Genomic DNA, 25,522 nt, shown 5'->3' on the forward strand with positions numbered 1-25,522 from the left:
AGTCTGGAGAAAAGCCATGACAAAACAGAAACTTGTCATCGTCGGCAACGGCATGGCACCCGGGCGGATGCTCGAAAACCTGTTCGAAAAAGACAGGGATGCTTATGACGTCACCATTTTCAATGCAGAGCCGCGGGTCAACTACAACAGGCTGATGCTGTCGCCCGTACTGTCAGGCGAGAAGTCATACGAGGACATCATCACCCATGGCGACGACTGGTATGCCGAACATGGCGTGACGCTTCACAAGGGAGCCCGGGTTGCCGAGATCGACCGGGACGCCAAAACGGTGACCTCGGAAAACGGCGTCACCGCCAAGTACGACAAGCTGGTGATCGCCACGGGATCTTCCCCCTTCATCATTCCGCTTCCTGGCAAGGACCTGGACGGGGTTCTGACCTATCGTGATCTGGACGATGTGGAAAAGATGCTGGATGCCGCCAAACGGGGCGGACGTGCCGTCGTCATCGGCGGTGGGCTCCTGGGTCTTGAAGCGGCAGCCGGTCTCAAGATGCAGGGCATGGACGTAACCGTTCTGCACCTGATGCCGACCCTGATGGAGCGCCAGCTCGACCCGGCTGCGGGGTTCCTGCTCGAAGCCGAATTCAAACGCCGCGGCATCGACGTGCGCACAAAGGCAAACAGTCATGAAATCCTGGGTGATGATGCAGGCAAGGTGAGGGGCATCCGCCTTGACGACGGCACCGAGATCGAAGCCTCGATCATCGTCATGGCCGTGGGCATCCGCCCGTCGGCCGACCTTGCCAGGGAGGTCGGGCTGGACGTCAATCGCGGTGTGCTGGTTGGCGATGACATGCGCACCAGCGATGCGGACATCTTCTCGCTCGGGGAATGCGTCGAACACCGTGGCATGTGTTACGGGCTTGTCGCGCCGCTTTATGAAATGGCGGGTGTGATTGCCGACAATCTGCTTGGCGCTTCTTCCGAATACACGGGCTCGGTCACCGCGACGAAGCTCAAGGTGACAGGTGTCGATCTCTATTCGGCAGGCGATTTTTCCGAAGGCGACGACCGGGAAGAGATCGTGCTGCGTGATGCGTCGGCCGGCGTCTATAAACGCATCGTCCTGAAAGACAACAAGATCGTCGGTGCCGTCCTTTACGGTGAGACCTCCGATGGTCCGTGGTTCTTCGACCTCCTCAAAAAAGGTACCGACGTCTCGGACATGCGCGAGACGCTGATCTTTGGCCAGGCTTACCAGGGAGGGGCCCCGCTGGACCCTACGGCGGCCGTTGCAGCCTTGCCGGATGATGCGGAAATCTGCGGCTGCAACGGCGTATGCAAGGGCAAGATCGTTACGACGATCAAGGAGAAGGGTCTGACGACCCTGGACGGTGTTCGGGCCCACACAAAGGCCTCGAACTCCTGCGGTACCTGCACTGGGCTGGTCGAGCAACTGATGCAGGTGACCTTGGGCGATGCCTATAACCCGGCGGCCGTGAGGCCGATGTGTGGTTGCACGCACCTGGGCCATGACGAGGTCCGCCGCCTGATCAAGTCCAAGGAGCTGAAATCCATTCCGGCAGTGATGCAGCAACTCGAATGGACCACCTCCGGCGGCTGTGCCAAGTGCCGCCCGGCACTCAACTACTATCTGGTCTCCGACTGGCCGGATGAATATGCGGATGATTACCAGTCCCGTTTCATCAACGAGCGTGTCCACGCCAACATCCAGAAGGACGGCACCTATTCGGTGGTCCCGCGCATGTGGGGCGGGATGACCTCGTCCAAGGAACTGCGGGCGATTGCCGATGTGGTCGACAAGTTCAACATTCCGGCGGTGAAATGCACCGGTGGCCAGCGCATCGACATGCTTGGCATCAGGAAGGAAGACCTGCCGGCAGTCTGGGCGGACCTCGGCAAGGCCGGGTTCGTTTCCGGGCAGGCCTACGCCAAGGGTCTGAGAACGGTGAAGACCTGCGTCGGAACGGACTGGTGCCGGTTCGGCACGCAGGATTCCACCGGTCTCGGCATCAAGCTGGAAAAGTTCATGTGGGGCTCATGGACCCCGGCGAAGTTGAAGATGGCGGTTTCCGGCTGCCCGCGAAACTGCGCGGAAGCAACTTGCAAGGATATCGGCATCATCTGCGTCGACAGCGGTTACGAGATTCACTTCGCCGGAGCTGCCGGTCTCGACATCAAGGGCACGGAAGTTCTGGGCCTGGTCAAGACCGAGGAGGAGGCGATCGAGCATGTTGCTGCGCTCACCCAGATGTACCGCGAGCAGGGCCACTACCTGGAGCGGATCTACAAGTGGGCGAAACGCATAGGTCTGGATGAGATCCGTCGCCAGATTATGGACGATGAGCCGATGCGCATGGCGTATTTCGACCGTTTCGTCTTCTCCCAGAAATTCGCCCAGGTCGACCCATGGTCGGAGCGTGTCTCCGGCAAGGACAAGCATGAATTCAAGCCGATGGCTGTTCTGACGAAGGAGGCTGCCGAATGACTGCCGACATCCGTAACTGGGTCCATATCGGCACCCTTGAAGACATTCCCAGGGAGGGAGCGCGGTGCGTGAAGAATGGCGACATGACCATCGCCATCTTCCGCACCGCCAAGGACGACGTCTTTGCGCTGGAAGACAAGTGCCCGCACAAGAACGGGCCTCTCAGTCAGGGCATTGTGCATGACGGATGTGTGACCTGCCCGTTGCACAACTGGGTGATCTCCCTGGAAACGGGAGCCGCGCAAGGAGCTGACGAAGGCCGCACGGCAGCTTTCCCCGTCCGGCTGGAGGACGGCCGGATCCTTATCGACCTTTCCTATTCCCACGAAGCCGTCTGACCGGCCGAGCACTCTCGCGAAAGGAATTCAGATGTCATATGTAACGCCACAGGAATTTGCCACCAAGATGATCGACGCCGGTGAAGCGAAGATCTTCATGTCCACAAAGGACACGCTCATCCGGGCCTATATGGCAGGCGCCATCCTTGCCCTTGCAGCCGCCTTCGCCGTGACCATCGCCGTCAATACCGGCAATTTCCTGGTCGCCTCGATCCTGTTCCCGGTCGGCTTCTGCATGCTCTATCTGCTGGGCTTCGACCTTCTGACGGGCGTGTTCACGCTGGCGCCGCTGGCCGTGATCGCTAAACGTCCGGGCTGCACCTGGGGCGGTGTGTTCCGGAACTGGGGTCTGGTCTTTGCCGGCAACTTTGCAGGAGCCCTGACGACGGCGGTGTTCATGGCGATCATCTTCACCATGGGTTTCAGCCAGGAGCCGAACGCCGTCGGCCAGAAGATTGGCCAGATCGGTGAAACCCGGACGCTCGGCTATGCCGCCGCCGGCTGGGCGGGGCTGCTGACGGTCTTCATTCGCGCAGTGATGTGCAACTGGATGGTTTCGACCGGTGTCGTGGCCGCGATGATGTCGAACTCTGTTTCCGGCAAGATCATGGCGATGTGGATGCCGATCCTGGTGTTCTTCTATCTCGGCTTCGAGCACTCCATCGTGAACATGTTCCTGTTCCCCTCGGGCATCATGCTCGGCGGCAATTTCACCTGGTTCGACTACTTTGCCTACAACGAAATTCCGGTTGTTGTCGGCAATCTGGTCGGCGGGCTGACCTTCGTCGGCGGCATGATCTACGCCACCCACTACAAGACGTCGCCATCCCGCAAGGCAGGCTACGAAAAGGCGCCGGTCGCAGCGCCTGCCGAATAAGTGTGAAGCTCCGCCGTCACTGGCGGCGGAGCGTCTTTTCCCGAGGAGCCTTTTCCCGTGCTGATGCAAGTCCGCCATACCACCTTGAGCGTCGAAACCGGCCAGTATTCGTCTGCCGGACGGAAAGCCCTGAACCAGGACTTTCATGGCGCCATGGTGCCGGACGGCCCGGCCCTGGTGCACAAGGGCATCGCACTTGCTGTCGCGGACGGCATTTCCTCCAGTCCGGTTGCGCATGTCGCAGCAGAAACGGCCGTCAAATCCTTTCTCTCCGATTACTATTGCACCTCTGAAGCCTGGACAGTGAAGACCTCTGCCGTCCGGGTGATCTCTGCCGCCAATTCCTGGCTTTTCAGCCAGACGAAACAGGTCGACGATCTCGACAGGGGCCATGTCTGCACCTTTTCTGCCCTGGTGCTGAAGGGGCGTAAGGCGCATCTCTTCCATGTCGGTGACAGCCGCATCTGGCGTCTTTCCGGCCAGAGCCTGGAACAGCTGACGGAAGACCACACTGTCCGGATTTCCGAACAGGAGAGTTATCTCGGCAGGGCTCTGGGGGTCGGGCAATCTGTCGATATCGATTATGCCGTGTTCGATCTTCGTCCGGGCGATCTGTTTGTCCTCACAACGGATGGTGTCCATGGTTTCTTGCGGGCTAAGGATATGGCCGACGCCTTGCTGGCTGGCGAAGCTCTCGATCAGACAGCCAGGACACTTGTCGAAAAGGCGCTGGCTGCAGGCAGCAACGATAATCTGACCGTTCAGATCGTGCGGGTGATCGACATCGCGGAACCCGGTGCAGATGATCTCCTGAACGGGGAAGGCACCTTGCCACCGGCGCCGCTGCCGAAGGTGCCTGGCACCCATGAGGGGTTCCGTTTGATGCGCGGCCTGCACGCCACCAGCCGCAGCCACATCTATCTGGCGGAAAATGAAGAAACCGGCGAACCGGTGGCGCTCAAGTTTCCGTCGCTCGATTTGCGCGGAGAGGAAGACTATCTGCGCCGGTTCGCGCTGGAGGAGTGGGTTGCACGCCGGATTTCATCGCCGCATGTGTTGAAGGCTTCCACCTATCCGCAGGGCCGTCAGACGCTTTTTCTGGCATCGGAATTTGTCGAAGGCCAGACGCTTCGCCAGTGGATGATCGACAATCCTCACCCCAGCCTTGAGACCGTGCGCGGGCTTCTGGAGCAGGTGGCCAGGGGATTGATGGCCTTCCACCGCAAGGAAATGGTCCATCAGGACCTGCGGCCGGAAAACATCATGATCGACACGTCCGGCACGGTAAAAATAATCGATTTCGGGTCGGTGCGGATCGCCGGCGTGATGGAAGCCGCTCCTTCGCTCGACAAGGGGGAGATCCTCGGCACCCACCAATATACCGCGCCAGAGGTGTTTCTCGGCTACCTCGGGACTGAGTACAGCGACCAGTTTTCGCTCGGTGTGATCGCCTATGAAATGCTGACCGGGCGTTTGCCCTATGGTGCGGCCGTTGCCAGGGCAACGAGTGAGCGGGCACAGGCTGCCCTGCGCTATCGCAGTGCGACAGCTGTCACGGAACGTGTTCCGGACTGGGTCGATGGTGCGCTTTGTCGCTCGGTTCATCCTGTGCCGGGCAAGCGCTACGAAGCGCTGAGCGCCTTACTGGAAGATCTTCGTCGCCCGAACCCGGCCTTCAGTTCAGATCGTTTTGTCCCTCTGGCGGAACGGGATCCGGTCCGCTTCTGGCAGATCGTCTCTGCTGTTCTCGCGGTGCTCTGCGCCATCCTCTTGTTTCAACTCTTCGGCAATTCATAGGAGATTTTCATGACCGCTCTTACCCGTGAAGACGTTACCAGCATGATCCTGTCGGCGAAGCGCCAGGCGGGGCTCACATGGGAAGGCATTGCCGAAGCGATCGGCATGTCGCCTGTCTGGACCCATTCGGCGGCCATGGGCATGAACGCCATGCCGGAAGACAAGGCAAAGGCAATCACGGAGACACTCGGTCTGCCGCAGGAAGCGGCGCTGGTACTGCAGGAGAGCCCAACAAAGATCTGGTCGCAGACCGTGCCGACGGATCCGTGCATCTACCGTCTTTATGAGATCGTCGGTGTCTACGGCCCGACAATCAAGGCTTTGATCCATGAGAAATTCGGCGACGGCATCATGTCGGCCATCGATTTCGACATGTCGGTAACCCGTGTTGAGAACCCCAAGGGAGACCGGGTGAAGATCGAGATGTCGGGCAAATACCTTGGCTACAACGCCTGGTAAATCAACAACCGGGATTGATGGCATGACCGAACAAGAAAAAACAATCCGGACCACCTGTCCCTATTGCGGTGTCGGCTGCGGCGTCCTCGCGACCCGGCACCCGGACGGGACGGTGACTGTTGCAGGTGACCCCAAGCACCCATCCAATTTCGGCCGGCTGTGTTCCAAGGGTTCGGCCCTTGGAGAAACGCTTTCGCTGGATGACAGACTGCTCTATCCGGAAATCGACGGCGAACGCGCCAACTGGAATGACGCGCTCGATCTTGTCGCGCGCAACTTTCAGGATGCCATTCGGGAACATGGACCAGATAGCGTTGCGTTTTATGTGTCCGGCCAGATCCTGACCGAAGACTATTACGTCGCCAACAAACTGATGAAAGGGTTCATCGGTTCGGCGAATATCGACACCAATTCCCGCCTTTGCATGGCATCTTCGGTTGCCGGGCACCGGAGGGCATTCGGCTCGGACACGGTTCCGGGAACCTATGAAGATCTTGAACTGGCAGACCTTGTTGTGCTGGTCGGCTCCAATCTCGCCTGGTGTCATCCGGTCCTGTTCCAGCGTCTCGAAGCGGCCAAGGCTGCAAACCCGGCGTTGCGGGTGGTCGTAGTGGACCCGCGCAAGACAGCGACCTGCGCCATCGCCGATCTGCACCTGCAATTGAAACCTGATACGGACGTTGCCCTCTTTAACGGGCTGCTCGCCTTTCTGGCGGAAGCGTTTGTCGTGAATGACAGCTATGTCAATCGCTTCACTCAAGGACTTGAGAAGGCAGTTGAGGCTGCAGGACCCTGCGAAATCGGCCAGATAGCCGAAAAGACCGGCCTGTCACGTCAGGATATCGCACTCTTCTACAAGATGTTTGCCCGGACGGAAAAGACGGTCACCGTCTATAGTCAGGGTGTCAACCAGTCAGTCGTCGGGACTGACAAGGTCAATTCCATCGTCAACACACATCTGGCAACTGGACGGATTGGAAAGCCCGGCATGGGCCCTTTTTCCGTCACGGGTCAGCCGAACGCCATGGGCGGCCGGGAAGTCGGTGGACTGGCCAATATGCTCGCCGGCCACATGGCTTTGGAAAATGCCGAGCACCGCGGGATCGTGCAGGACTTCTGGCAAAGCCCGGTCGTGGCTGATAGGTCCGGCTTGAAAGCCGTTGAGCTTTTCAAGGCCGTGCGGGAAGGCCGGATCAAGGCGCTCTGGATCATGGCAACAAGCCCGGTAGACAGTCTGCCGGATGCAGATGGCGTGGCAGAAGCCCTTGAAACATGCCCCTTTGTTGTCGTTTCGGAAGTAACGCGGGCAGCCGACACGGTTCCCTATGCGAACGTGTTGCTGCCTGCAGCCGCATGGGGTGAAAAAGACGGTACGGTTACCAACTCCGAGCGCCGGATCTCAAGACAGCGCGCCTTCCTGGAGCTTCCCGGTGAGGTTCGCCCCGACTGGTGGCACCTGAGCGAAGTCGCAAGGCGCATGGGCTTTGCCGGGGCCTTTTCCTTTGAAGGGCCAGCGGCGATTTTCCGTGAGCATGCAGCACTCTCTGGGTATCGGAATGAAGGCAGCCGGGATTTCGATATCGGCGCTTATCGGGACGTGACCAATGCCGCTTTCGATGCCCTGGAGCCCTTTCAGTGGCCGCAACCGGCGGGGATGCTACCGGCTGATACGAGGTTCTTTGCTGGCGGAGGATTTTTCACCGAAAGCGGCAAGGGGCAGTTCGTGCCTGTCGTTTTCAAGGCTCCGCGGCAAACAGAGCGCCGCTATCCGTTCTCCCTGAACACGGGCCGGATCCGCGATCAGTGGCACACCATGACGCGCACCGGCAAGACGCCGCGCCTGACCGCGCATTTTGCCGAACCTTTTGCCGAACTCAACCCGATCGATGCCGAAAAGCTCGGGATCGACCCGGCAGATCTGGTGACGGTCAAAAGCTCTTATGGGGCCGTGGTGGTGCGGGCGCTGCTGACAGACCGGGTCGTCCCGGGAGAAGTCTTCGTGCCGATGCATTGGACCGACCAGCTTGCATCGAAAGCCCGCATCGATGCGGTCATGGCGCCTGAGACAGACCCCCATTCCGGACAGCCAGGATCCAAGTTCACGCCTGTGGCGGTGGCAAAAGCGAAAATGGCCTGGTTCGGTTTTGCCGTCTTGCGCCAGCGACCGGAGAAGATCGCTGCCGATTATTGGGCCCTTGCTCCTGTTCCTGGCGGTTACCGGCTTGAGTTCGCGGCGAAAGCCGATGCGGATTTCGCGGAAATCGCAGCTGCGTTGACCTCGTCCAGCAACGAGACGACCGATATATCTGACGGTGCCGCTGGCTGGAGACGTTTGGCTGAGTGGCGGGACGATGTGCTGCAGGCAGCGTTCTTCTTTTCCGCATCCCCGGTGGAAGTCTCGCGCCAATGGGCTTGCGGGCTGCTGGGTGAGGGGCCCGTTTCGCCGCAGGAGCGGGCACGGGTTCTTGCCGGACGCGTGCCGGCAGACAGGCCGGATCCGGGAGCGCTTGTGTGCTCCTGCTTCCAGATCGGCTGCAACCAGATTGCCGAAGCCGCACGCTGCGGTGCGACGAGTGTCGGTGCAATCGGTGAAACACTGAAAGCCGGCACAAATTGCGGCTCCTGCCGCTCGGAAATCCAGACGCTTCTCGATGAAATTGCAAAGGAAAGCCTCGATGATGCCGACATTGCGCAAGCCAGCTGAGGTCAAGCGCCGGAGCCGTCCGGCACGCGTGGGGGCTCTTGCCAGCCTGCCGCTGTTCTTTCCGCTTGAAGGAAGAAAAGTCCTGCTGGCAGGTGGCACGGAAGCTGCCGCCTGGAAGGCGGAGCTGCTGGCTGCTGCCGGGGCAGACGTGCATGTTCATGCACAGGAGCTGGAGCCGGCTTTCGAGGCACTTCTTGTGGCCGGCAGCATCAAGGGGCGTTTCATACATCACCGGTCCTGCTGGTCGCAGCAAGACTTCGAGGGCGCAGCCCTTGCGATTGCCAATGCAGAGAGTGACGAAGAAGCCGCAGCGTTTGTTTTGGCCGCGCGACGCATGCGAGTTCCGGTCAATGTGATCGACAACCCCGCCTATTGCGACTTCCAGTTTGGGTCCATCGTCAACCGGTCACCGGTCGTGATCGGAATCTCGACCAATGGGGTCGCGCCGATCCTTGGCCAGGCGATCCGACGGCGGATCGAGACGCTGATGCCTGAAAGTCTGCAAGGATGGGCGCAGCTGGCAAGCCGTTTGCGGGAAAAGACGCTTTCCCTGCTGGACGCAGGGGCACAGCGGCGCCGGTTCTGGGAGCGGATCTCCGATCTTGCCTTCTCGGGCAGTTCGGCGCCTGAAGAGGAAGACCATCTCGCCGAAGCACTTCTGGAGGATGCAAGGACGTCTGCCGCAGGCAAAGTCACCCTTGTGGGTGCAGGGCCGGGCGATGCCGAATACCTGACACTGAAAGCCGTGCGTGCGCTGCAATCGGCTGATGTCATTCTCTTCGATGATCTGGTCGATGACGCGGTTCTCGAACTTGCGCGTCGAGAAGCCAGGCGGATGCTGGTCGGAAAAAGAGGTGGCCGGGAAAGTTGCCGCCAGGAAGACATCAACGACATGATGGTTTTGCTGGCACAACAGGGCAAACACGTAGTGCGGCTCAAATGCGGAGATCCGATGATCTTCGGCCGTGGCGGAGAGGAACTCGACCGTCTTGCTGCCGAAGGCATCCCGGCAACCGTTGTTCCCGGCATCACAGCGGCTTCTGCCATGGCGGCACGCCTCGGCGTTTCCCTGACGCACCGCGACCATGCTCAGTCGGTCAGGTTTGTCACCGGCCACTCGCGCAAGGGAGACTTGCCGGAAACCGTAGATTGGCCTGCGCTCACCGACCCGGCCACCACGACCGTTTTCTACATGGGAGCGCGCATGGCCGGCCGTATCAGAGACCGGCTTGTTGCCGAAGGCTTGTCAGCTGCGACCCCCGTCGTTGCCGTTTCGGGAATATCCCGCACCGACGAAAAGCGTTGGTCGGGAACGCTGGACGAACTTGAACGCGGTGTCGATTTGCTCGGACTGGAAGGTCCGGTCCTCATCGGAGTGGGGCAGGTCTTTCGGGCAACAGGCCGTCAGATCGAGCAAGGTGAAGGATTTGAATTCCATCAGGTCTTCTCTGTGCGAGGGGAAATAGCCGGAGCTGAAAATCGAGGCATTCGGACACTTGGCAAATCTGCAGCTATTTGATTTGTTTGAGCGGCAAATCAGCTGGTGATCCGAAGCACTGATGAATCGTTCCGAACAAATTTGCGCAGCCCTGCGCAGTGCCATCCTTGAGCGTGCCCTGTTACCGGGCATGAAATTGCCGGAAGATTCGCTGGGTGAGCGTTTCGGGTCGAGCCGGACGATCGTGCGCCAGGCACTGGAACGGCTCGCAGCGGAAGGCCTTGTCGAACTGCGGCGGAACAGGGGAGCCGTTGTCGCAACCCCCAGCCTGGAAGAGGCGCGGGATCTGTTTGATCTGCGATGCCAGATCGAAGACCTCGTGGTGTCCCGGCTGAGCGCTGAATTTTCCCAGAAGCACCTTGATGCGCTGAATGCGCATCTCGACAAGGAAATCGCCGCTGAAAAGGGACCTGAGCCTGTCTCCATCCGGCTTGCCACGGAATTCCACATTCTCATGGCGCAGCTCACGGAAAGCCCGGTTCTGATCCGCTATGTGGAAGACGTCGGCTATAGATGCGGGTTGACGCTGGCGCTTTACTCACGGCCGCATTCCACTGATTGCGGGATCCAGGAGCACCGGGAAATTATTGATGCTCTTTCCAAGGGCGATGAGGATCGGGCCAGGGATCTCATGCGACACCACCTGGGGGCCGTGGCTGACCGGGCGCTGATCAAGCCCGAAAACAAGGGGCAAGGCATCTATCTTGATGCCCTGGAACCTTACGTTCGGGCCGTTCGAGGAGACGACTAGGCTTCAATGCCCATGCGGGTGAGAATTCGCTCCGCGCTGTCGTTCCAGACATCCATCTTTGTGATCTTGCCGTCATGCACTTCGAACCGGTCGACATACCGGTTGCCTTCGAAGGCGGTTCCGTCCGGCCATTCACCGTAAAGCGTCCCGACAGAGTAGACGACAACACCGTCCGCCCCGCGGGCAACGTCGAAACGGTCCATCTTCTTCTTCACCCAGTTGTACCGCTTCGCGTTAAAGCCGGTCGGACCTGACGGATGGTTGAATACCCGTCCGCCCGTAAACGTGATCGTCACATCGTCGGCAACGTATGTCGCAGCGAGATCCGGATCGGGTTTCATGGAAGCGTCGAGATATTCCCTGACGATCTGCGCTTCCTCGGGAAGAGTGTCCTTGTTTTCGTCCTGCATGGGTCGTCCTTTTCAAAATGGCCTTCCGGAGCATAAATCCTGTCCGGTTTTTTGCATGCAAGTTTTGTATGCAAAGATTGCATGCAATTTAAGCGAAATTCTGATGTCATCGAAGGTTTGTAAAGGCCGAAATTAGATAAGTAATTGAAATGTATAGAGATCAGTAAACTGGCATCTGACTTGCTCTTGATGTGGCGTTCGGACGTGTCGTCCGGAAAACCAGAGGAGCCGTTCATGAAATCCGCTTGCAAATTTCCGAAGGTGACACGCCGCGTCCTGATGTCAGGTGCTGTCGGCCTCGCCCTGGCCACCAGCCTGCCGGCCTTCGCCGCCGATACAATCAAGATCGGCCTTGTTGCCGCGCTAAGCGGTCAGTCCGCCAAGTCCGGACAGGCAATTACACGTGGCCTGACCATCGCGATTGATGAGATCAACGAGAAGGGCGGTGTCCTTGGCAAACCGCTTGAACTTGTAAGCCGCGATGACGAAAGCAACCCGGGCAAGGGGCTTGTCGCCGCACGTGAGCTTGTCCAGCGCGAAGGCGTTGCGGCTCTGATCGGCGGTCTGGACACGCCGGTCTCCTTTGCAATCGTTCCCTTTGCAAACCAGTCAAACGTGCCTTTTGTCGGCCCGTGGGCTGCAGGCACCGGCATCACCAAGAATGGTGCTGAAGAGAACTACATCTTCCGCGTTTCCGCCGTTGATGAATATGTCGATGAAGCGATCACCGAGTATCTGGTCACCAAATACGGCTCCAAGAAACCGGGCATGATCCTCATCAACAACCCATGGGGCGAGTCCAACGAGAAGGGGCTTTTGAAAGCGCTCGAGAAGCGCGGCATGGAGCATGCGGGTATCGAGAAGTTCGAGTCCAATGACGTCGATGTCGTACCGCAGCTCACGCGCCTCAAGGAAAACGGCGCGGATGGCCTGTTTGTGGTGGCAAACGTTGCCCCGACCGCACAGGTGGTGAAATCACTCGACCGGATGGGCTGGGATGTTGCCATGGCATCGCACTGGGGCCCGGCAGGCGGACGGTTCACGGAACTGGCCGGCAAGAGCGGCGAGAAGCTCCACTTCATCCAGACCTACCTGTTCCGGGAGGGCGATGCGAAGGGCGAGGCCATGTTCTCGAAGCTCCAGGAAAGCTTTCCCGAAATCAAGACCATGGCCGATGTGACACCCGCAACCGGTATCGCCAATGCCTATGACGCCATGCTTCTGCTGGCTGCTGCCATCGAGAAGGCCGGTTCCACCGATGGTCCGGCTATCCGACAGGCGATGTACGACATCGAGAACATCGAAGGCCTGATTAAGACCTACACCGACCCGTTCTCGCCGGAAGACCAGGATGCGATCGCGCCTGAAGACTATGTCTTCGCGCAGTTCGTCGAAGGCGAAATCATCCCGATTGAAGATTGATGATGTCACCTCCCGCGGCAGGCCCGCGGGAGGTTTCTTTCCTTTGAATTAGCCCTGATCCAGTTTCACCCGCCAGGACCCACCCATGACCCTCTTGATCGCCGCCCTTGTCACCGGCATTGGCCTTGGAAGCATGTACGGGCTGATCGCGCTCGGCTTTCAGATCACCTATTCCGTTTCTTCCACCGTCAATTTCGCGCAGGGCAGCGTTGTCATGCTGGGCGCGGTTCTGGGCTTTGTCTTTACCGAACGGCTCGGCTTGAACTGGCTGATCGCCTATCCGCTTGCGATCGCCTGCTGTGGCCTTTTTGGTGTGCTTGTTGAAATACTTCTGGTTCGTCCCTTCGTGGAACGCAATTCGGAAGCCTGGCTGATGGCGACCGTCGCGGGCGGTATCTTTCTCGATAACGCCGTTCTCTTCAGCTTCGGCAACGAACCGCGGACATTGTTTTCGCCTTTGGCGCAGACCACCTGGCAGTTCGCCGGCACGGGCATCTATCCGCAGCAACTGCTTATTCCGATTGCCGCCATCGGTGTTGCTCTGGCGTTGCACTTCCTGTTCCGCAAGACCTTGCAGGGCAGGGCGCTGCTTGCCGTCGTCCAGAACAATCAGGCAGCACGGCTCATGGGGATCAACACAACCATGATGGTGTCCGGTTCCTTTGCGATTTCGGCGATGCTTGCCGGATGTGCCGGTCTTTTGATCGCGCCGCTGTTTTCCGTGCATTCGGACATGGGAACGCTCTTTGGGCTCAAGGCCTTCGCAGTGGCAATACTGGGCGGCATGACATCGGCAGCCGGAGTGATGCTGGCAGGCTTTCTCTATGGGGTGACGGAAGCCCTGGTTACGGCCTACCTGGGCTCATCTTCCACCTACATCGTTGTCTTTGCGCTGATCATCCTTGCACTGACATTGAAGCCGGATGGTCTCTTCGGTCGTCCCGCCGTAAAGAAAGTCTGAGGAAGAGCCGTGCCCTTTCTGAACCAGCGAATTCTTCTCGATAGCGCGTTGCTCGTTCTGACTGTTGCAGCCTGTGCGATGGCCGTGACAAGCGGTGGCTACACGCAGTTCGTCATCGGTCTTGTTGCAATCACGACCATCCTGGGGACCGGTCTCAACGTTCTTTATGGTTTGACTGGTCTGGTCTCCCTTGGTCAGGTGGGTTTCTTTGCCATCGGCGCTTATGGTGTGGCGGTGATGACCCTGTCTGGCCTGAGCTTCTGGCTGGCACTGCCCTTGTCCGCGCTCGTGGCGGGGATCGCGGGCGTTCTGCTGGCGGTGCCTGCCGTCCGTATGGCGGGGCCGTTCCTGGCAATGGTCACGATTGCCTTCGCGTTCATTGTCGAACACGGCGCGGTGGAATGGCGTTCCCTGACCGGCGGTCAGAATGGCCTCATGGGCTTTCCAATGCCGGAGATCCTGGGCTTCGTGTTCACCGAGCGGGAACTGGTGGTGCTGGCCATCCTGCTTGCCGGATTGTCTCTCTACCTGTTTCGCCGATTGGCCGAAAGCGGCTGGGGCATGGCAATGACGGGCGTACGCGATGCTGAAACCGCAGCCGCCTCGCTTGGATATCGGCCCTTCGCGGTGAAGGCGGCCGCGTTTGCCATTGCGGCGGCGATGGCCGGGCTTGCGGGCGGTCTGTTTGCACCGTTGATGATGTTCATCGCGCCGAGCAATTTCCCGTTCTCGCAGTCGATCCTGTTTCTCTTCGCGATCCTGATCGGCGGCGCCGGCACCGTGCTGGGGCCACTCGCCGGTGCGCTGGTAACCGTCCTGCTGCCGGAGTTCCTTTCAGATCTTGCAGAATACCGGCTGCTGTTCTTTGGCGGTTTGCTGGTGGGCGTGCTGCTGATTGCGCCTCGCGGGCTGGTTGGCACGGTGGCGTCTTACATTCCGAGGTCGAGCCGAAGCGTGGCACCGGTTTCTTCCGCAGACATCGAGCAGTTCCTCAAGGGCGGGCTTACCTCGAGTGCACTGAAAATTGAAGACCTCGGCATTTCATTCGGCGGTGTTCGGGCAGTCGATGGTGTCAGCTTCCGGATCGAGCCCGGCGAAGTAACATCCATCATCGGTCCGAACGGTGCGGGCAAGACCACCGTCCTCAACATGATAGGCGGGTTCTACCGTCCAACGCAGGGCAAGATCCTGCTTGGAAGCCGGGACCTTGCCGGGCTGCCGGCCCATGCGGTTGCCCGATCGGGGATTGCCAGGACCTACCAGACGACCAAACTTTTCGAGAATCTGACGGTGCTTGCAAATGTCGTCTCCGGGCTGGGGCGCGGTGCCCTCGGCGACCCGTGGTCCGACATTCAGTCGCCAGATCGTTTGTCGCTGGCGGCAGGACTGTTGCGATACTGCGGCTATGAAGGGGACTTCGACAAGCGTGCCGGTGATCTGCCGCATGTCGACCGCAGGCTGGTGGAGATCGCACGTGCGCTTGCCCTGAAACCTGACATCCTTCTTCTGGATGAACCGGCAGCCGGACTGATGCGTGCCGACAAGGACAAGCTCGCCATGCTGCTGCGGGATATTGCCGACCTGGGGCCTGCAGTTGTGCTCGTCGAACATGACATGGAGCTGGTCATGGGGATTTCGGACCGGATCCAGGCAGTTGACGCCGGCAAGCCTATTGCCTTTGGCACCCCGGCAGAGATCCAGGCAAACGAAACAGTGATTGCAGCCTACCTCGGCACCGGTGGCGCCACGGCCTTCCCGCGCATAAAACCGCTGCATACGGAAGAAACGCCTGTTCTTTCGACACAGAAGCTGACTGCAGGATATGGCGCGGCTCCGGTGTTGAAAGAGGTATCACTCAAGGTGCGGCCAGGTGAAATGGTGGCTCTGCTCGGGGCGAATGGTGCAGGAAAATCGACGTTTCTTTCTGCCGTTTCGGGTCTGCACAGGCCGGTCACCGGAAGCATAATCCTGAATGACGAGCAGACACAGGCCATGCAGCCGCATGAACTCGTCGGGCGTGGTCTTGTGCTGGTTCCCGAAGGTCGCCAGGTGTTTCCGGAACTGACAGTGCGCGAGAATATCGAACTGGGTGCCTACAAGAGACATTCGGATGTCAACAGCTCGGAACTGGAAGCTCATCTGAAGCGGTTTCCGCGCCTGCGTGACAGGTTGCACAGCCGCGCAGGGCTTCTTTCGGGCGGTGAGCAGCAGATGATGGCAATTGCCCGCGGTCTCATGGCAAAACCCAAGATCCTGCTCCTGGACGAACCTTCGCTTGGATTGGCTCCGGCGATGGTTGAGGAGCTTTATGCGATCCTTGGTGAGTTGCGGGACGAAGGCATCACCATTCTGCTTGTCGACCAGATGGCGACGCTTGCTCTCGCCGTTGCAGATTACGCCTACGTATTGGAGCAAGGCCGTATCGTGATTGAAGGCAAGGCTGCGGATCTGGCTTCGGACCCGCGGCTGACGGCGGCCTATCTCGGCGCCGCCAATGAACAGGAAACTCGCATGGAGGCGAGGGTATGAGCGGGCTAGTAATCCGGAACGTCCTGCTGGAGGGCGCTGATGCGGCTGTCGATATTGCTGTTAGGGCCGGAAAGATTTCGGCGATAGGAGCCGACCTGCCCACGAGTGTGGAAGAATTGAATGGCAACGGCGTTCTCCTGGTGCCGGGATTTGTCGAGAGCCATCTTCATCTCGACAAGGCCTGCATTCTCGACCGCTGTCGGAACGAGACAGGCACGCTGGAAGGAGCGATCTCGTCAGTTGCGGAGGCAAAGAAAGGGTTTTCTGAAGAAGACGTCTACGACCGTGGTCGAAAGGTTCTCGAAAAGGCCATTACCCAGGGCACCAACGCCATCCGGACGCATGTGGAGATCGATCCGGGCATCGGCCTGACGGGGTTTCACGCCATTCAGCGGCTGAAGCAGGATTTCGCCTGGGCGCTGGATCTGCAGATATGTGTCTTTCCGCAAGAAGGGCTGATCAACAACCCGGGTACTGCCGAATTGCTGGAAGAGGCGCTCACCGCCGGAGCGGACCTGCTGGGGGGGTGTCCCTATACGGACAGCGATCCGAATGGCCAGATTGCCTGCCTGTTCGATATGGCCGAGCGCCACGATGTCGATCTCGATTTCCATCTGGATTTCGATCTCGATCCATCCTGGCGTCATCTTGACGAAATCGCCCGACAGACAGTCGCCTTCGGCTGGCAGGGAAGGGTCGCGATCGGCCATGTCACCAAGCTGTCGGCCCTTTCCCGAAAGGACCTTCTGGAGGCGGTGCGAATTCTGAAAAGTGCTGAAATCGCGCTTACCGTTCTGCCGTCGACAGATCTGTTTCTGATGGGACGTGGCAGCGAAAGCCTGGTGCCGCGCGGTGTCGCGCCGGCACATGTTTTTCATGAACACGGCGTGTGCTGCACGGTCGCAACAAACAACGTGCTCAATCCCTTCACGCCCTATGGCGACTGCTCCTTGCCGCGCATGGCCAATCTTTATGCCAATGTTCACCAGCTCGGATCAGCGGAAGACCTGAAAGCCTGTTTTGACATGGTAACGGCTGCACCACGGCGGCTGATCAACAAGGCACACAGGGTCGAAGTCGGCGAAGCGGCCACCTTCGTGGCGCTGCCGGCCATGAGCGGACATCAGATCGTTTCGGAAATCATCCGGCCGGTCTGGGGGATGAAGAATGGAAAATTTACGTTCGAGCAAGCTCCGGCCAGGTTATTGGGACCATTGGAAGCGCAAGGTCGGACCGTGGAAAGGCGAGCGGCTCTTGTTCCCTAGCTGCTCGTGGACGAGATCACTTGCGCCGTTGTGCTGCCGCGTGTGCGCATGGCGGCACGTTCCTTCATGTATTTTTCCGCCTCGATCATATGACCACGCATGATCATGCGGCAGAGCTCGGCATCACCTGATTTTATCGCCCGCAGCAACTTCACCTGATAGTGCAATCCCGTTTCGCGCAGGGCAGGGTTCGGTTCCTTGTAGATCGAGCGGCAGACCGTCATGTCGCGTAGCAGGCTGAGCAGGAAGGAACATGTGAAGGCCAGGATCGGGTTCTTGCAGTGTCGGGCCAGTTCTTCGTGAAAATCAAGCTCGGCCAGGCGCTGCGAATATTCTTCTTCCGCCGTCTTCGGCTCGTCCTCGTAAAGCCGGATGCAGCCTTGCAAGGCCTGAAAACCTTCGTCTGTCAGTGTTCCGGCAACCGAGGCGGCAAGTTCCGGCTCGAGCTGTTTCCGGAGCGTGTAGATGTCGGCAATCGTCGGCTGGTCGAACAGGAACAGATTGTCCAGCATGCGGATGGCTTCACCTGGCTCCACCGATGCGACGAAGACACCGCCGCCCGGACCGCTGCGCGTTGAAATCAACCCCTGGAACTCCAGTACCTTCAAAGCCTCACGCAGTGAACCACGTGACACCCTGACCGTTTCCGGCTGAAGCCATTCGGCGGGGATCCTGTCACCGGGGCGCAGACCGGCTTCGACGATCTGTTCGCGGATCTGCTGGGCAACCATGTCGGGCCGCCGCAGGCGTTTCCGTGTCTTGGGATCTGTCGCTCCTTCGGGAATTCTCATGGCCGGTTAATCTGCATTGCCTTGTTTTTTGGGGAGCCTATGCCTTCCCGAGTGGGTGATAGCAAGCCGCAACGTGATTGTTGCCGCCTTTGGCCTCTTCTGGTGACGGTTTGCCGGCAACGCAGATATCCGTGCGGTGCGCACAGCGTGCGGCAAAGGCGCAGCCTTCAGGAGGATTGTAGGGATCCGGCAATTCGGCAGAGGCGTCTTCCGACATCAGGTCATGCCGCCCGGGGGCGGGCGCGGAGCGCATTAGCAGATCCGTATAGGGATGTAGCGGCTTGCGGAAGATTTCTCTGGCAGGACCCAGTTCGGCCATCCGGCCGAAGTACATCACCGCCACGCGGTCGCTGACACTTTCCACCACCGAAAGATCGTGGCTGATGAAGATGTAGGTGAGGCCGAAGTCGTCCTTCAGCTTGTCCAGCAGGTTCAACACCTGGGCTTGCACCGACACATCGAGGGCAGACACGGGCTCATCAAGCACGATCAGCTCCGGCCCGGCCGCAAGGGCCCGCGCAATGCCGATCCGCTGCGCCTGGCCGCCGGAGAATTCATGGGGGTAGCGTTCCAGGAACTCCGGCGCCAGGTTGACCGCCTGCAGCAGCTCGGCAAGGCGCTTCTCGCGGCCATCAGCATTCAGGTTTGTCAGGTGCTTGAGCGGCGCTTCCAGGATGGTCCTGATGGTCTTGCGCGGATTGAGCGAGGCAACCGGATCCTGAAAGACATATTGAACCTTGCGGGCGAGAGCATTGCGGTCCTTTTTTGCCAGGGCCGCAAGATCCTCACCGTTGAAGGTGATCGAGCCGGAAGTCGGCAGATCGAGACCGACGACGAGGCGCGCGAGGGTGGACTTGCCGCAGCCGGACTCTCCGACAACACCCAGGGTCTCTCCCTTCTTTACATCGAGACTGAGACCCTGAACCGCGTGCACGGCGGGAAGATGACCGCCAAAGAGCTTCCGACCGCCGCCGAAAATGCGCTCGACATCCTGAATGGTCAGAAGGGCCTCGCTGTCCATGTAGTTCTGGCTTATCTCGTTCATGCGGTCGCTCCCGAATTCAGCGGAAAGAGGCAGCGCACACCGCGGGTTTCCGAAGACATCTCAAGGTTGATCTCGCCGGTCCTGCAGGAGGCCTGTGCGTGCGGACACCGTTCGGCGAAGGCGCAACCGTCCGGCAGGTTGTTGACCACGGGTGGGCGGCCCTCGATTGCATCCAGACGACGGTCCGGTTCGCCCAGAACCGGCACGCATTCGATCAGCTTGGCGGTGTAGGGATGACGCGGGTTCGCCAGAACTTCTTCCGTCGTTCCTGTTTCAACGATACGGCCCGCATACATCACCGCAACACGGTCACAAAGGGCGGAGACAACGCCGAAATCGTGGGTGATGAAAAGGATTGCAGCGTTCCGTTCGCGGCGCAGGCCGTTCATCAGCGTCAGGATTTGCGATTGCACGGTGACGTCGAGCGCGGTGGTCGGCTCGTCCGCAATCAGCACCTTGGCATCGTTGGCGAGCGCCATGGCAATGCAGACCCTTTGGCGCATGCCACCGGAAAGTTCGTGCGGGTAGGCGGACAATCGTTCCTTCGCATTCGGGATCCGCACAAGCGAAAGCAGTTCAACGGCTTTCTCCCGTGCTTTTGAGCCGGACATGGGCTGGTGGGTGGTGATCGCTTCCGTCAACTGATCGCCAACGGTGAAGAGCGGATGCAGCGTCGACAGCGGATCCTGGAAGACATAGGCAACCGAACCGCCTCTGAGGTCCCGGATACGCCGGTCGCTTGCCGCAAAAAGATCTTCGCCGTCGAGATAGGCGGCACCGCCGGCAATCCGGCCGGGGGGGGTCGGCACAAGGCCCATGATGGACATGGCTGTTACCGACTTGCCGGAGCCGGATTCTCCGACCACACCCAGGCACTCGCCCTCTTTCAGGTTCAGATCAACACCGCCGACAGCCTTGTAAACGGAGCTGCCGATCTGGAATTCGGTGCGCATCTGACGGACGTCCAGCACACCGCCCTTTTCCGAAGGCGCGGGGATCTCGTCTGCCTTGCGATGCACCGCTGTTCGTGAGACCGGCCGGGTGAGGGACCCGGCACGCAGGCGCGGGTCGAGGATATCGCGCACACCGTCGCCGAAGAGGTTGATACTCATGACCAGCGCAAAGATCATCAGGCCCGGAATGATGGAGACATGCGGCGCGGTAAAGAGGATCTTGCGGCCCTCACCCAGCATGGAACCGAGGTCTGCCTGTGGTGGCTGAGCCCCCAGGCCGAGGAAGGACAGGCCGGCGGTTTCCAGGATCATCCAACCGACGGTCGTCGACATGGTGATGACGATGACTGGCAAGACGTTAGGCAGAATTTCCAGAAACAGGATCTGCACCGGCGACTTGCCGGATAGCCGTGCCGCGTCAACAAACTCTCTTCGGGATAGCCCGAGCGTGATACCGCGAATGTTGCGGGCAAAGAACGGTATGTTGACGAGCGCGATGGCGTAAAGCGCGTTGAGCAGCCCAGGGCCGAGCACGGCGACAATGGCCAGTGCCAACAAAATGTAGGGAAACGCCATCACCATATCGATGCCGCGCATGATCAGAGTGTCCGTTCGCCCGCCTGCGTATCCGGCGATCAGCCCCAGAAGCGAACCGAAGAAAGCAGCGATTATTGTTGCCGACAGACCGACGGCAAGCGATATGCGTGTCCCCCAGATCAGCCGCGAAAGGATGTCCCTGCCCAAGTGATCGGTGCCAAGCAGGTGTCCTTCGGTAAGGACCGGCAGAAGTCGGTCTGCCGGGGCGGTAACGTCCGGGTTCGCCAGCGGCAGGATCGGCGCTGCCAGAGCGACAAGACAGATCAGCACCAGAACGACAAGGCCGCTGGTTGCCAGCGAATTGTTGAGCAGCAGCGCAAGTGTCCCCGGGCGTGAGGATTTTGCCTTCTCCTTGGAAGGGGCGCTCATGGTCGTGTCACTCATCAGCGCAACCTCGGATCAAGAATGGTCTGCACCACGTCTGCGAGCAGATTGAAGAGAACATAGGCGGCGGCGACCACCAGAACCCCGCCCTGGACCAGCAGCAGATCGCGGGTGGAAATGGCGGTCACGAGCATGGATCCGATGCCCGGCCACTGGAACACCGTCTCGATATAGACAGCACCGCCGATGACGAAGCCGGCCTGGATGCCAATGACCGGCACCACGCCGACGAGGGCCGACTTGAATGCGTGTTTGTAGATGACCTTGCGTTCCGACAGGCCCTTGGCGCGGGCGGTGCGGATATAGTCCTGACGCAGCACTTCCAGCATGGCGGTGCGTGTCAACCGGGCGATGACACCAGTCGCGACCACCGAAAGTGTCAGCGCGGGCAGGGTGAGGTGATGGATCAGGTCGGGCAAGTCGCCGCCACCATAGATCGCGTACATGCCGGACGCCGGAAACAGGCGCAGATTTACGGCGAAGACCAGGATCAGCAGCAGGCCGAGCCAGAAAGACGGAGTCGAGATACCGATCAGAACGAGCAGCGTGATGATCTTGTCCGCCCAACCATACTGACGGACGGCAGAGACAATACCGGCAAGAAGGCCGAAGATCGAGCACAGGATGAGCGAGGTTCCGGCCAGAATGAGGGTCGCTGAAAAGCGCTCCATCACTTCATCCAGCACCGGACGATTGAGCGTGTAGGAGCGGCCGAGATCACCCTGGAACAGGTTGCCGATCCAGATGACGTATTGCTCGAACAGGGTTTTGTCGAGGCCGAGATCGCGGTTGAGCTTGGCGACATTTTCCGGTGTCGCGTAGGAGCCGAGAATGGCAGTTGCCGGGTCTCCCGGGATCATCGCCATGATCAGGAACACGATGATCGTCAGCCCGAAAAGGACCGGGATGGCAGCCAGCAGACGCTTGGCGATATAGGAAGCCAATGGTCTCTCCCTCTTTCTGAGTGCGGCCGGCCATTTCCTGAAGCCTTGCCGCCTCCGCAACCTCATCCTGAGGAGCGCATTTATGCGCGTCTCGAAGGATGGGCGGCACACTCCGGAGCAAGTGGCCCATCCTTCGAGACAGCGCCTTGCGCTTCCTCAGGATGAGGGAGTGTTGTGTCGCCGGGGTGCGCCTTTACGTTTCCTTCGGCACTTGCTGCGTGCAGGTCCGAATACGAAAATCCCGGCGAACCGTTCAAGGTCCGCCGGGAGACGTGTCGTCTTACTGAGGCTTCTTGACGTCCTGAAGCATCAGGAAGAAGGACGGTTGCAGCTTGAAGTCTTCAACCGATGCCTTGGTGACGGCATTCTGTTTCCAGTTGGCGACGAAGACCCAGGGGGCGTCCTCCTGGACGATTTCCTGCATTTCCTTGTAGAGCCTTGCACGTTCTTCCTGGTTGGTTTCCTCGCGGGCATTTTCCAGAAGCTCGTCCACCTTGGCGTTGGAATAGTAGCCGGAGTTGAACCCACCCTGTTCGGGCATCGCTTCGGTGCGCAGGGCCAGGAACGGAAGCGTGTCCGGGTCATTGGTCATCCAGGCCATTTCCGCCATGGAAGCCTTGCCTTGCAGACCCGGGTTCACCTTGCCGAGGAAGGTGTTCCATTCATAGGTCTCGATCTTGACCTTCATGCCGACGGCCTGGAGATCGGCCTGGATGGCCGTGCCCATGGCAACCGGGTCGAGCATGCCGGAGCCGCCTTCGGTGACATAGAAAGTCACTTCCTGTCCGGCGTATTCAGCTTCCTTCAGGAGTTCCTTGGCTTTTTCCGGATCGTAGGGATAGGGCTCCAGGCTCTCGTTGTAGGCCCAGGCAAAGGCAGGAGGTGTCGGCCCTGCTGCGACGTCGGCCGTACCTTGCAGGATGTTTTCCACCAGCGCCTTCTTGTTGATGGCGTAGTTGGCGGCCTGGCGTGCAGCCTTGACGTCAAACGGTGCTTCGCGGGTGTTCAGGATTAGGAACCAGACGTGAGGTCCGGCCTGTTCCAGCACCTTGAACGTTGAATCGTCCTTGAACTGCTGCAGGCTGTCCGGCGGGACTTCAACCATCACGTCCAGTCCACCGGAGAGCATTTCGGCGATCCGGGTGTTGGCGTCGGTGATCGGACGGTAGATCAGCGCTTCCAGGTCCGGAGCGCCATCCCAGTAGTCTTCGTTCTTGACGGCAACCACCTTGGCGTTGGCTTCCCATTCGGCAAACTTGTAGGCGCCGGTACCGGACGGATTGCGGCCGAAATCCTTGCCGTATTGCTTGACGGCCTCGGGCGAGACAATCAGACCCGTCGGATAGGCAAGGTTCGACAGGAACGGCGCGTAAGGGGCACTGAGGTTGAAGGTGACGGTGGTTTCGTTGTCGACGACCACGTCCTCAACGGTGGAGAAGAAGAACGCGAGCGGGAAGGGACCCGTATCGTGATAAGGGTTTTCCTCGTTCAGCATACGGTCGAAGTTGAACTTCACCGCTTCCGCGTTGAAGGGGGAACCGTCGTGGAACTTGATGCCTTCACGCAGCTTGAACGTGTAGGTCTTGCCGTCTTCCGAAATGGTCCAGCTTTCGGCAAGGGACGGTTCGACTTCCAGGGTGCCGTCCTTGTAGCGCACAAGTCCGTCATACAAGTTCACCAGAATGCGGAAATCGTTCACCGCGGTGACGGCGTGCGGGTCGAGTGACTTGGGTTCCGCGATCTGGCCGACAACCAGAACATTGGGCGGAGTTTGCGCCTGCACCTGGGGTGCAAAGGCGAGGAAGGCCGAGGCGAAAGCCGCGGCTAGGAATCTTTTCATGACCATTCCCCTCGTTGTTTCTGACGAATAATTAATCATGATTAATTGCAATGCTGCAATAATTATTTCATATTTATTTTCGCTCGAGGGTTGTACTCTCGATGCCAGATAAACGCTTAAGCGCTGATAAATAAGGGGGAAACAAGGATGCCGCAGCACGCAATCCGTATCGACCCGGAGCGTCTCAAAACGCTTCTCAACGGAGTGAATCGCTTCGGCTTTGTTCCTGAAACCGGCGGCTACACGCGACCAGGCTTCACTCGGGTCGATCTGGAGTGCAGGGATTGGTTCGAGGCACAGATGAAGGCCGACGATTTGCAGGTGTGGAGAGACGGCGCACTCAACCTGTTTGGCCGGTATGGACCTGAGGACGGGCCGTGCGTCATGGCCGGATCGCATCTCGACACCGTGGTCAATGGCGGGGCTTTTGACGGAGCGCTCGGCGCCTGTGTTGCGCTGGAATGCGTGCGAACGATGAAGGATGCCGGAATAACGCCCCGGACAGCGATCGAAGTTGCCGCGACTTCCGAAGAAGAGGGCCGTTTCGGGGGCATGCTCGGCTCACAGGCCATAGCCGGGGCGATCACTCCGGCATGGATCGAGCAGGCGATTGATGCCGACGGGGTCCGGCTGCGCGATGCCATGAACAGTCTGGGTCTCGAGCCGATGGACATCCTGAAAGCAGCCCGTCCGGCCGGTTCGATAAATGCCTTTCTGGAACTCCATATCGAGCAGGGGCCGGTTCTTGAAGCCGAAGAATTTCCTATCGGCATCGCCGAGGAGGTTTCCGGTGTCTGTTATCTGGAGTTGGAACTGACGGGAATCGCCAATCATTCCGGGACAACACCCATGCATCTGCGGGCGGATGCATTTGCCGGGCTTTCCGAGCTTGCCGGGACAATTCCGGATCTGATCCAGATGCACGGCACCGACCAGAGCCGGTTTACCATTGGTCATGTCGAACTTTCGCCGAACCATCCCCACACGATTCCAGGTCGTGCAGTCTTTTCGGTGATTCTGCGTGACACGTCGGAAGAGATAATGGTGGGGCTGAAATCGCGTTTTCTGGAAAGCGCCGACATTGTCGCCAACCGGCACCGACTGAAATTGAACAAGACCGAGAGGAGCTGGTTGTCACCGGTTTCGCTGGATAGCGAGCTTGCCGACAAGCTCGCCGACCTTGCCGAACGCAACGAATTACCGGCGCGGCGTATGCCTTCCGGAGCCGGTCACGATGCCCAGACAATGCAGTCTTTCTGCCCTTCCGGGCTGATCTTCGTTCCCAGCCGGGCCGGCATAAGCCATGCTCCCGAAGAACACAGCGACTGGTCGGATATCGAGAAGGGGGCGAACCTCATGCTGCAAGCGTTGCTCGACTTGTCCGGCTAACCTGTTTGCTGGTGTCTGCCGGCTTCTGCAACTTTCGCTCTTTCAATGCCGCGCGGGCTCGGCTAGGCTTTTCAAAAGTAAAGCATATCGTTCCTGGC

At 59.4% G+C, this 25,522-nt stretch carries 19 protein-coding genes; 13 read left to right on the plus strand and 6 right to left on the minus strand.

The genetic code is table 11. From position 1 onward, the window contains the following. The first annotated feature begins 16 nt into the window (after positions 1 to 16). From nirB to ACP90_RS12435, 8 genes are all read left to right on the plus strand, one after another. Positions 17 to 2,470 carry a nitrite reductase large subunit NirB gene (gene nirB / locus ACP90_RS12400; protein WP_062491569.1) on the plus strand — a complete coding sequence of 818 codons (2,454 nt, stop codon included), beginning with the start codon at positions 17 to 19 and terminating at the stop codon, positions 2,468 to 2,470. After that, the gene (gene nirD, locus ACP90_RS12405) at positions 2,467 to 2,808 is read left to right on the plus strand and encodes a nitrite reductase small subunit NirD (protein WP_173013879.1); all 342 of its coding nucleotides are present in this window, start codon (positions 2,467 to 2,469) and stop codon (positions 2,806 to 2,808) included. The genes nirB and nirD overlap by 4 nt, the downstream gene beginning before the upstream one ends. 31 nt (positions 2,809 to 2,839) lie before the next feature. Next, positions 2,840 to 3,685 (plus strand): formate/nitrite transporter family protein, encoded by an 846-nt coding sequence (locus ACP90_RS12410; protein WP_062488516.1) that lies wholly within the window; start codon positions 2,840 to 2,842, stop codon positions 3,683 to 3,685. A 63-nt stretch (positions 3,686 to 3,748) separates the two neighbouring features. Then, the gene (locus ACP90_RS12415) at positions 3,749 to 5,482 is read left to right on the plus strand and encodes a bifunctional protein-serine/threonine kinase/phosphatase (protein WP_062488517.1); all 1,734 of its coding nucleotides are present in this window, start codon (positions 3,749 to 3,751) and stop codon (positions 5,480 to 5,482) included. A 9-nt stretch (positions 5,483 to 5,491) separates the two neighbouring features. After that, complete coding sequence (gene cynS, locus ACP90_RS12420; protein WP_023001126.1) at positions 5,492 to 5,941, plus strand: cyanase; 450 nt, start codon at positions 5,492 to 5,494, stop codon at positions 5,939 to 5,941. 22 nt (positions 5,942 to 5,963) lie between these two features. Further along, positions 5,964 to 8,645 (plus strand): nitrate reductase, encoded by a 2,682-nt coding sequence (locus ACP90_RS12425; protein ID WP_062488518.1) that lies wholly within the window; start codon positions 5,964 to 5,966, stop codon positions 8,643 to 8,645. Further along, positions 8,620 to 10,164 (plus strand): siroheme synthase CysG, encoded by a 1,545-nt coding sequence (gene cysG / locus ACP90_RS12430; protein WP_082809919.1) that lies wholly within the window; start codon positions 8,620 to 8,622, stop codon positions 10,162 to 10,164. Before ACP90_RS12425 ends, cysG begins: the two co-directional genes overlap by 26 nt. A 40-nt stretch (positions 10,165 to 10,204) precedes the next feature. Next, positions 10,205 to 10,894: a GntR family transcriptional regulator gene (locus ACP90_RS12435; RefSeq protein WP_023001129.1), complete on the plus strand. Its 690-nt coding sequence runs from the start codon at positions 10,205 to 10,207 to the stop codon at positions 10,892 to 10,894. Here ACP90_RS12435 and ACP90_RS12440 read toward each other — a convergent pair. After that, entirely contained in the window at positions 10,891 to 11,304 is a 414-nt protein-coding gene (locus ACP90_RS12440) for a nuclear transport factor 2 family protein (RefSeq protein WP_055654780.1), read from the minus strand. The genes ACP90_RS12435 and ACP90_RS12440 overlap by 4 nt on opposite strands. 234 nt (positions 11,305 to 11,538) lie before the next feature. Here ACP90_RS12440 and ACP90_RS12445 point away from each other — a divergent pair, with 234 nt between their 5' ends. The 4 genes from ACP90_RS12445 (at position 11,539) to ACP90_RS12460 (ending at position 17,481) form a co-directional block, all read left to right on the plus strand. Further along, positions 11,539 to 12,726: an ABC transporter substrate-binding protein gene (locus ACP90_RS12445; RefSeq protein WP_062491573.1), complete on the plus strand. Its 1,188-nt coding sequence runs from the start codon at positions 11,539 to 11,541 to the stop codon at positions 12,724 to 12,726. A gap of 85 nt (positions 12,727 to 12,811) precedes the next feature. Further along, a complete protein-coding gene (locus ACP90_RS12450; protein ID WP_023001132.1) occupies positions 12,812 to 13,687 on the plus strand; it encodes a branched-chain amino acid ABC transporter permease in 876 nt (291 codons plus the stop codon). 78 nt (positions 13,688 to 13,765) lie between these two features. Continuing rightward, positions 13,766 to 16,216 carry a branched-chain amino acid ABC transporter ATP-binding protein/permease gene (locus tag ACP90_RS12455; protein WP_082809920.1) on the plus strand — a complete coding sequence of 817 codons (2,451 nt, stop codon included), beginning with the start codon at positions 13,766 to 13,768 and terminating at the stop codon, positions 16,214 to 16,216. Beyond that, positions 16,213 to 17,481, plus strand: coding sequence for an amidohydrolase family protein (locus tag ACP90_RS12460; RefSeq protein ID WP_062488520.1), 1,269 nt, complete (start codon positions 16,213 to 16,215; stop codon positions 17,479 to 17,481). The genes ACP90_RS12455 and ACP90_RS12460 overlap by 4 nt, the downstream gene beginning before the upstream one ends. On the opposite strand, the gene ACP90_RS12465 is transcribed toward ACP90_RS12460, so the two are convergent. The 5 genes from ACP90_RS12465 to ACP90_RS12485 form a co-directional block, all read right to left on the minus strand. Then, positions 17,478 to 18,272, minus strand: coding sequence for an FCD domain-containing protein (locus ACP90_RS12465; RefSeq protein ID WP_062488521.1), 795 nt, complete (start codon positions 18,270 to 18,272; stop codon positions 17,478 to 17,480). The genes ACP90_RS12460 and ACP90_RS12465 overlap by 4 nt on opposite strands. A gap of 37 nt (positions 18,273 to 18,309) precedes the next feature. Beyond that, entirely contained in the window at positions 18,310 to 19,317 is a 1,008-nt protein-coding gene (locus ACP90_RS12470) for an oligopeptide/dipeptide ABC transporter ATP-binding protein (RefSeq protein WP_062488522.1), read from the minus strand. Continuing rightward, positions 19,314 to 21,251, minus strand: a complete 1,938-nt coding sequence (locus ACP90_RS12475) for a dipeptide/oligopeptide/nickel ABC transporter permease/ATP-binding protein (protein ID WP_062488523.1) — start codon at positions 21,249 to 21,251, stop codon at positions 19,314 to 19,316. The genes ACP90_RS12470 and ACP90_RS12475 overlap by 4 nt, the downstream gene beginning before the upstream one ends. After that, entirely contained in the window at positions 21,251 to 22,195 is a 945-nt protein-coding gene (locus ACP90_RS12480) for an ABC transporter permease (RefSeq protein ID WP_023001138.1), read from the minus strand. The genes ACP90_RS12475 and ACP90_RS12480 overlap by 1 nt, the downstream gene beginning before the upstream one ends. Before the next feature lie 280 nt (positions 22,196 to 22,475). Further along, positions 22,476 to 24,035: an ABC transporter substrate-binding protein gene (locus ACP90_RS12485; RefSeq protein ID WP_035908743.1), complete on the minus strand. Its 1,560-nt coding sequence runs from the start codon at positions 24,033 to 24,035 to the stop codon at positions 22,476 to 22,478. Positions 24,036 to 24,182: 147 nt separating this feature from the next. Here ACP90_RS12485 and ACP90_RS12490 point away from each other — a divergent pair, with 147 nt between their 5' ends. Further along, complete coding sequence (locus tag ACP90_RS12490; protein WP_062488524.1) at positions 24,183 to 25,424, plus strand: Zn-dependent hydrolase; 1,242 nt, start codon at positions 24,183 to 24,185, stop codon at positions 25,422 to 25,424. The last annotated feature ends 98 nt before the right edge of the window (positions 25,425 to 25,522 follow it).

It is taken from the genome of Labrenzia sp. CP4, assembly GCF_001579905.1.
In the GTDB taxonomy this organism is placed as follows: domain Bacteria; phylum Pseudomonadota; class Alphaproteobacteria; order Rhizobiales; family Stappiaceae; genus Roseibium; species Roseibium algicola.